6 protein-coding genes are annotated in these 7417 nt (G+C 72.0%); 5 read left to right on the plus strand and 1 reads right to left on the minus strand.

From position 1 onward, the window contains the following. The 4 genes from RWX45_RS03490 to RWX45_RS03505 all read left to right on the plus strand — a co-directional run. Positions 1–647, plus strand: a 647-nt coding sequence (locus RWX45_RS03490) for an ATP-binding cassette domain-containing protein (protein ID WP_316022390.1), incomplete at its 5' end; no start/stop codon positions are given. Continuing rightward, positions 644–1456 carry an ABC transporter ATP-binding protein gene (locus RWX45_RS03495; protein WP_316022391.1) on the plus strand — a complete coding sequence of 271 codons (813 nt, stop codon included), beginning with the start codon at positions 644–646 and terminating at the stop codon, positions 1454–1456. The genes RWX45_RS03490 and RWX45_RS03495, both read left to right, overlap by 4 nt. An 82-nt stretch (positions 1457–1538) precedes the next feature. Then, the gene (locus RWX45_RS03500; RefSeq protein WP_316022392.1) at positions 1539–3134 is read left to right on the plus strand and encodes an ABC transporter substrate-binding protein; all 1596 of its coding nucleotides are present in this window, start codon (positions 1539–1541) and stop codon (positions 3132–3134) included. A gap of 49 nt (positions 3135–3183) precedes the next feature. After that, complete coding sequence (locus tag RWX45_RS03505; protein ID WP_316022393.1) at positions 3184–4977, plus strand: ABC transporter permease subunit; 1794 nt, start codon at positions 3184–3186, stop codon at positions 4975–4977. 135 nt (positions 4978–5112) lie between these two features. Here RWX45_RS03505 and ilvA read toward each other — a convergent pair whose 3' ends face one another. Next, positions 5113–6693 carry a threonine ammonia-lyase, biosynthetic gene (gene ilvA / locus RWX45_RS03510; RefSeq protein ID WP_316022394.1) on the minus strand — a complete coding sequence of 527 codons (1581 nt, stop codon included), beginning with the start codon at positions 6691–6693 and terminating at the stop codon, positions 5113–5115. 164 nt (positions 6694–6857) lie between these two features. Here ilvA and RWX45_RS03515 point away from each other — a divergent pair, with 164 nt between their 5' ends. Continuing rightward, positions 6858–7415, plus strand: coding sequence for an NAD(P)H-dependent oxidoreductase (locus RWX45_RS03515; protein WP_316022395.1), 558 nt, complete (start codon positions 6858–6860; stop codon positions 7413–7415). Positions 7416–7417: the final 2 nt, after the last annotated feature.

The raw sequence follows: 7417 nt of genomic DNA on the forward strand, positions 1-7417 counted from the left end.
GCATCGCCCTCATCCAGCAGGACCCCGCCACCGCGCTGCACCCCCTGTTGCCGGTGAGTGCGCAGGTGGCCGCGGCTGTGCACGCCGGGGGAGGCAGCCGGGCCGAGGCCCGCAGGCGCGCTCGCCGGATACTGGCCCGCGTCGGGCTAGCGTCCGAGCTGACGGGACGGGTACCGGGACGCCTGTCGGGCGGACAGCGTCAGCGCGCCGCCGTCGCCCTCGCCCTCGCGGCGCGCCCGGTGCTTCTACTCGCCGATGAGGTGACGACCAATCTCGACGTCATCGCCCGCGCCGAGCTGCTGGAGCTGCTCACGTCGGTCACCGCCAGCCCTGAAGCTTCCGCCGGCCCCACCCCGACCGGCATCGACCCTGCGCCCGCGCTGCTGCTGGTCACCCACGACCTGGCCGCCGCCGCGATCTGCGACCGCATCGTCGTCCTGGATCGGGGCCGCGTCATCGAGTCAGGCCCGGCTCGGCGTGTTCTCACTCGTCCGCAGCATCCGCTCACGCGGGCCATGCGCGAGGCGGCCCGCGAGGAAACCCTCACCGAGGCGCTCCACGCCGACGCCGATTCCGGCCCCTGCGGTTGCTCCGCGCGCCCGGCAGTACGCACCCGGGCCGCATGCCCCGTCGGAGTCGGCGCATGAGCCGCAGTTGCCTGGCCGCCGTCGGACTGAGTCGCTCCTACCCCAGCCGCTCCGGCACACACACCGTGCTGCACGGCGTTACTGTCACCATCCACCGGGAGGAGACCGTGGCGTTGCTCGGCCGCTCCGGCTGCGGCAAAACCACCCTGCTCAAGGCGCTTGTGCTGCTGGACCGCCCCGCGCCCGGCGACGCCGGCAACATCCTCCTCGACGGGCGCCCCGTCACCGGAATGCGGCGTCCCGGCGCGCGCCAACTGCACCCCTACCGCCGCGCCGTCCAGTACGTCCCCCAGAACCCCGCCGCCAGCCTCGACCCCCGCCGCGACGTCCTCACCCAGATCACCGGGCCCCTGCGCACGCTCGGCGTAAGCGGAAGCCATCGCCAGCACGAAGAAACGGCGATCGCCCTCCTGGAGGCCCTCGACCTACCGCACTCGAGCTGGCGACGCCGTCCCCACGAGATCTCGGGCGGCCAGGCGCAGCGCCTCGCGGTCGCTCGGGCGCTGGCTCCCTCGCCCCGCTTCCTGCTCCTGGACGAGCCCGTCTCCGGACTGGATCCCGGATTGCGCCGACAGGTTCTCGACCTGCTCGTCGGCTTGGCGGGCGGCAGCCACGCGGGCACGATCCCCCGGCCCGCCCTGCTCATCGTGTCCCACGACCTGGCCGCCGTCGCCCGCGTGTGCGCGCGGTGCGTGGTCATGGACGGCGGGCGGCTGGTGGAGGACGCCGCCACCGATGAACTGCTGCAGGCCCCAACCCACCCGGCGGCCCGTGCCCTGCGTGACGCCGTCCCCGCCCTACCCGACTGACTCCTGCCACGCCTCATCCACCGCGCAACCCGAGCAGACCCCATACCGTCCCATCGATCGACAACATAGAAAGCACCTCCATATGAACCCCAACCCCGCACTGACCCGCCGCTCGCTCCTGGCCCTGCTCGGCGTCGGCACGGCCGGGGCACTGGCCGCCTGCACCTCCTCACGATCGGGCGCGGAGACCACCGGCACCCCCGCCGACTCCCGCATCCGCCTGGCGATGCTCCAGCCGCCCCGCAGCTCCCTCAATCCGCTCTCCGACGACGCCTTCAAGCTCTCCCGCTGGTCCACCGCCGAGACCCTGGTCAACCTCGACGCCGACGGCAACGCCATCCCCGCGCTGGCCACCGCCTGGGAGCGCAGCAACGAGTCCACCTGGCGCTTCACCATCCGCCAGAACGTCACCTTCCACGACGGGACCGCCCTGGATGCGCAGCGCGTCGCCGACTGCCTCACCTTCGCCGCCGCCTACACCACGCCCCCGCGGATCCTCGACGGCGTCGAGCTCACCGTGACGGCTGATGGTGAGGACGTCGTCGTCACCACCGCCACCCCCGACCCCCTCATCCCGCAGCGCCTGTCCAGCCCACAGCTGGTCATCCTCGCCGAGGCTGCCTACCCGGCGGGAGGGGCGAGCGACGGCCCCGTCGACCCCGTCGGACACGGCACCGGGCCCTTCGAACTGACCGCCGTCGACGGCACCGCCGCCGCCACCCTGGAGCGCTACGCCGACTACTGGGGCGAGCCGGCCGCCGCCTCCGGCATCGATGTCACCTTCGTTCCCGAAGGCACCGCCCGCGGCGCCGCCCTGCGCACCGGCACCGCCGACCTAGTCGAGGCGGTGCCGGTGTCCCAGGCCGCCACCATCGACGCCGATCTTCTCCATGAGGTCCCTATGCCGCGCACCGCCACCCTCTACCTCAACACGCGCAACGGCGCCTTCACCGACCCGGCACTGCGGGCCGCCGCCCGCGACGCCATCGACGTGGAGGGACTGGTGGAGACCATGTATGAGGGATACGCCGACGTTGCCGCCGGGCTGCTGGGGCCGGCGCTGGGCTGGACGGCGGACAAGCGCCCCTGGGGTTCCGCCGCCTGGGCCGGTCCCGACGGCGTCGCCGCCAAAGGTCTGGCCGAGGGCGCAGACCTCCCCGCCATCACCGCCGCCGGCACGGTGCCCGCAGGCACCACCATCACCTTGGGCAGCTACACCGACCGCCCCGAGCTCGCCGAGATCGTCGTCCTCATCGCCCAGCAGCTGGAGGCGGTCGGCTTCACGGTCACAACCGACGTGCGCGAGTACTCCCAGATCGAGGGCGATGCGCTGGCGGGCACCTTCGACGCCTTTCTGCTGTCGCGCGCAACCATCCTGGATTCTGGCGATCCGGTGGCCTATATGGTGTCCGACTTCTCCTCCACCGGTTCCTTCACCCTCTGCTTCCTGGCCGACGACGCCGTCGACGCCGCCCTGACGCGGGCGGCCGCCCTGGAAGCCGGCCCCGAGCGGCAGGACGCCATCATGGCCGCCGAGCAGCTCATCCTCGCCTCCGGAGCCGCCGTCCCGCTGCTGCATGAGCGGGTTCTTCAGGGAGAGGCCGTGGGCCTGGCCGGTGCCGAACGAGACCCGCGCGAACGCGCCCTCATCACGACGGCAACCACCACCGGTGCCTGAGTCGTTGGTTATGCACACCCCAACCCTCCCATCCGCACCGGAAGACGGCGTGAACGGGCCCCCTGCCGAAGACGCCGCGCACGCCTCCGCCACACGTCCACGCCCGCGCCGTGCCGGGATACGCCGCACTGGACGCGCACCCGACGGCGGAATCGTCGCCGCCTCCCGGGCGGCGGCCATGGCCGCACTCGTCGCCCTCATCGGCGCGCTGCCCTGGCTGTCCGGCAACGACCCGGCCCTGACCATCCTGCGGGCCACCTCCGCCGAGCGGGAGGCCACCCCGGAGGTGCTCGACGCCATCCGCGAACGCCTTGGGCTGGGCGTCGGCCCACTGGGCTCCATCGCCCACTGGCTGGGCGGGCTATTGCATGGCGACCTCGGCACCTCCTGGATCTCGGGCAAGCCCGTCGGCAGTGGCGCCCTGGAGGCGCTCACGGTTTCCCTGACCCTCATGGGTGCGTCACTAGCCGTCGCTGTGGTGGTTGCCGCGGCGCTGGTAGCGCCCACCCTGCGCGACGGCCTGACCGGGGTACGGCGCAGTCGCGGGGGAGCGGCCGCCGCCGCGCTCACCTCCCTGCCCGAGTACCTCCTCGCCCCGGTGCTGCTCCTGGCATTGTCGGTGTACGCGGGGTGGCTGCCGCCCTACGGCTGGGGCGAACCGGCCCAGATCGTGTTGCCGGCGTTGGCTCTGGGACTGCCCGCCGGAGGACTGCTCGGCGGCCTGCTCGCCGACGCCGTGGGCGCTGTGTTCGCCGAGCGTTGGGTGACGAGTTGGGTGACCGCGGGCATCTCAGGTATGCGCCTGGCCACGGCGGTGCTGCGCCGGGCGCTTGCGCCCCTGACCGGGCAGATCGCGCTGGTCGTGGTCGGCTTGACCGGCGGGGCCGTCGCCGTTGAACAGGTCTTCGCCATCCCCGGACTGGGCCGCGCACTACTCGGCGCGGCCACCGCGCAGGACGTGCCCGCGCTACAGGCAGGGGTGCTGATGCTGCTCGCCCTCGCCCTGGTGGCGGGCGGTGCCGCCGCGTTGGGACGACGGCTGCTGCTGGGCGGAGCCGCCGGTGCGGGTGGCATTGCCAGCGCCCCGCCGACTCACAGACGCACCCGCGGGGCGCGGATCGTGGCCGTGATGGGTGCCCTCGCGCTCGTCGTCGTGGTGGCGGCCGGGGCCGGACGCGACCCCTACGCCGTCGTCGCCGACCGCCTGGCCCCGCCCACCTGGGCTCTGCCACTCGGCGCCGACGCCCTGGGACGAGACGTGCTGGCACGCGTGTCCCACGGCGCCATGGCCACCGCGGCCAGTGCGCTGGCCGTTACCGCGGTGTGTGCGGTGATCGGGCTGGTCGTGGGTCTGGCACCGCGCGCCGCGACGGGGCCGGTCGAGGTGGCCAATGCGGCGCCGCCGGTATTGGCCGGACTCATCGTCGCGGCGGTCACCGGGCCGAGTGCGCCCGGGGCCGCCGTCGCCGTGGCGAGCGTGGCCTGGGCGCCCCTGGCGGCGCACACCGCGGCCCTCATCCAGGAGGTGCGGGAGCGCCCCGACGTGGTCATTGCGCCGGTGCTCGGCGAGGGGCACGGACGGATCCTGCTTACCCGGGTGCTGCCCGCCGTCGTCCCCGTGCTGGCGCGCCATGCCGCGCTGCGGCTGCCCGGGATCGCGCTCGCGCTCGCGGGACTGGGCTTCCTCGGCCTGGGGGCGCAGGCGCCGCAGCCGGAGTGGGGGCTGGTACTCGCCGAGGCACTGCCCTACATCGAGCGCGCACCGTGGGCCGTGGCCACACCCGCCGCCGCACTGGTGCTGCTGAGCGTCACCGCGGTGGCGGCCTCGCGCTCGCGTCGCTGAGCGCCGTCACGCGAAGGTGAGCAGCTTCCACGATCCCCGGGGCCCGCGGAAACCTGCCCCGAGTTCGTCGAGTTCGTCATTCCTGGGGCGGTGGGGTGAGCTTGCCAGACAGAGGCGATGACCCGCGAGAGCGTGTCAGCGGGCCAGGAAGAAGCGGGCCGCGGGGTCGGCGGTCTCCTCGTGGTAGGCGTAACCGAGGCGGTCCATATGCTCGGTGAGCTCGGCGTCGTCGGGGCCGGCTTCGAAGGCGGTGAGAATACGGCCGTAGTCGGCGCCGTCGGTGCGGTAGTGGAACAGGGTGATGTTCCAGCGGGTGCCGAGGATCTCCAGGAAGCGGGTCAGTGCGCCGGGCGACTCGGGGAACTCGAAGCTGAACAGCCGCTCGGTCAGCCCCTCCGGGGCGCGCCCGCCAATCATGGAGCGCACATGCACCTTGGCCAGCTCGTCGTCGGTCAGGTCAACGACGCCGTACCCGGCGGCCTCCAGATCGGCCACGATCTCCTGCCGCTCGGCGCGGCCGCGGGTGAGTCGCACACCCACGAAGATGCGGGCCGGGGCTCCGGGCGGTGCCGAAGCCGAGACCCGGTAGTTGAACTCGGTGACCGCCCGGCCGCCCAGCACCGAGGCGAAGCGTAGGAATTCGCCCTGTGCCTCCGGGATGGTGACCCCCAGGATCGCCTCGCGCTGCTCGCCGATCTCGGCGCGCTCGGAGATGTAGCGCAGCTGGTGGAAGTTGAGGTTCGCGCCCGACAGGATGCAGGCGAGCCGTTCGCCCGTGAGCTGGTGCGCGGCGACGTACTGCTTGAGACCCGCCAAGGCGACGGCGCCACTCGGCTCGGGCACGGCGCGCAGATCCTCGAACAGGTCTCGCACGGCGGCGGAGACCTCGTCGGAGGAGACGGTGATGACGTCGTCGAGCAGCGTTGAGCACAGGCGGAAGGTCTCATCCCCGATCCGGCGTACGGCCACGCCCTCTGCGAATAGGCCGACGTGCTCGAGGGTGACCGGCTCCCCGGCGGTCAGCGCGGCGCTCAGACAGGCGGACTCCTCATGCTCGACGCCGATGACCTGCACCTGCGGCATGAGCTGCTTGATGAGCACGGCCACCCCGGAGACCAGGCCGCCGCCGCCCACGGGGACGAACACGCGGTCGAGGTTGGCGTCCTGCTGGATCATCTCCAATCCAATGGTGCCCTGGCCGGCGATGACGCGCGGATCGTCGAAGGGGGCGATGTAGGTCAGGCCCTCGGCGTCGGCCAGGCGCAGGGCCTCGGCTTTGGCGGCGTCGAAGTTGTCTCCGCTCAGCAGCACCTCGCCGCCCAGCGCGCGCACGGCGTCGACCTTGATGCGCGGGGTGACGGTGGGCATGACGATGAGGGCGCGCACGCCCAGCAGGGCGGCGCTGCGGGCGACTCCCTGGGCGTGGTTGCCGGCGGAGGCGGTGATCACGCCGCGTTCGCGTTCGGCCTCTGACAGGGAGCGCATGCAGGTGTAGGCGCCGCGGATCTTGAAGGAGTGAACGGTCTGCAGATCCTCGCGTTTGACGCCAACCGTGTTGCCCAGACGCGCGGACAGGGCGGGCATGGTCTGCAGCGGGGTGTGCTCGGCGGCCTCGTAGACGGGGGCGCGCAGGATCTCGCGCAGGTAGCGGGCGCCGTCCCAGGGGGTGTCCGCAGCAGGTGCGGGGGGCTGCGGGGTGCTTTCGGCTTCGTTCACGCCCTCAGCCTAACGGGGGTGGAGGTGTGGGAATCCCAGGCTTTCTCGAAGGCGTTGTTAATAAATATGACTAAGGTCATTAGTGTAGCTATAGGATGGCTGGGACCTATGGCCTAGAGTCCGCATTGCTTGTATTGCTTCCAACCGCTCTTTTAGGAGTCCACATGACCAAGATCGCCGTGATCTCCGGTTCCGTCCGTCCCGCCTCCGTCGGCGGCCCCGTCGCCCAGTGGGTGGCCGAGAAGGCCAACACTGTTGAGGGGGTCGAGGCGAGCGTTGTCGAGCTGGCCGCCTTCAACCTGCCGATCTTCGTCGAGGACTTCCCGACGGCCATGCGGCCCGCCCAGGACCCGGCCGCCGTCAAGTGGAACGAGACCCTGGCCTCCTACGACGCCTACATCTTCATCACCCCGGAGTACAACCACTCCATCCCGGGCGCGCTCAAGAACGCGATCGACTTCATCACCCCGTCCGTGCTCGCCAACCGGGCCGTCGGGCTGGTCTCCTACTCCTTCTCCGCCGGCCACCGCCCGATTGAGGCGCTGCGCCTGATCCTCGCGAACTTCACCACCGGTGTGGTGGGCCCGCAGGTCAACCTGCACCTGGCCACCGACTTCGAGGACATGAGCAAATTCGCTCCCGCCGCCTACCACGACGCTGAGGTGCCCACGATGGTCCAGGCTATCGTCGCCCAGGATCGGGCCCTGGCCGCCCTGCGCTGAAT

Origin of the sequence: Actinomyces sp. MRS3W (assembly GCF_032465695.1) — a bacterium.
In the GTDB taxonomy this organism is placed as follows: Bacteria; Actinomycetota; Actinomycetes; order Actinomycetales; family Actinomycetaceae; genus Actinomyces.

Excerpts from the sequence above, each read along its gene's own strand:
- RWX45_RS03495 (WP_316022391.1), top strand. The coding sequence starts at position 644 with ATGAGCCGCAGTTGCCTGGCCGCCGTCGGACTGAGTCGCTCCTACCCC.
- RWX45_RS03500 (WP_316022392.1), top strand. The coding sequence starts at position 1,539 with ATGAACCCCAACCCCGCACTGACCCGCCGCTCGCTCCTGGCCCTGCTC.
- RWX45_RS03515 (WP_316022395.1), top strand. The coding sequence starts at position 6,858 with ATGACCAAGATCGCCGTGATCTCCGGTTCCGTCCGTCCCGCCTCCGTC.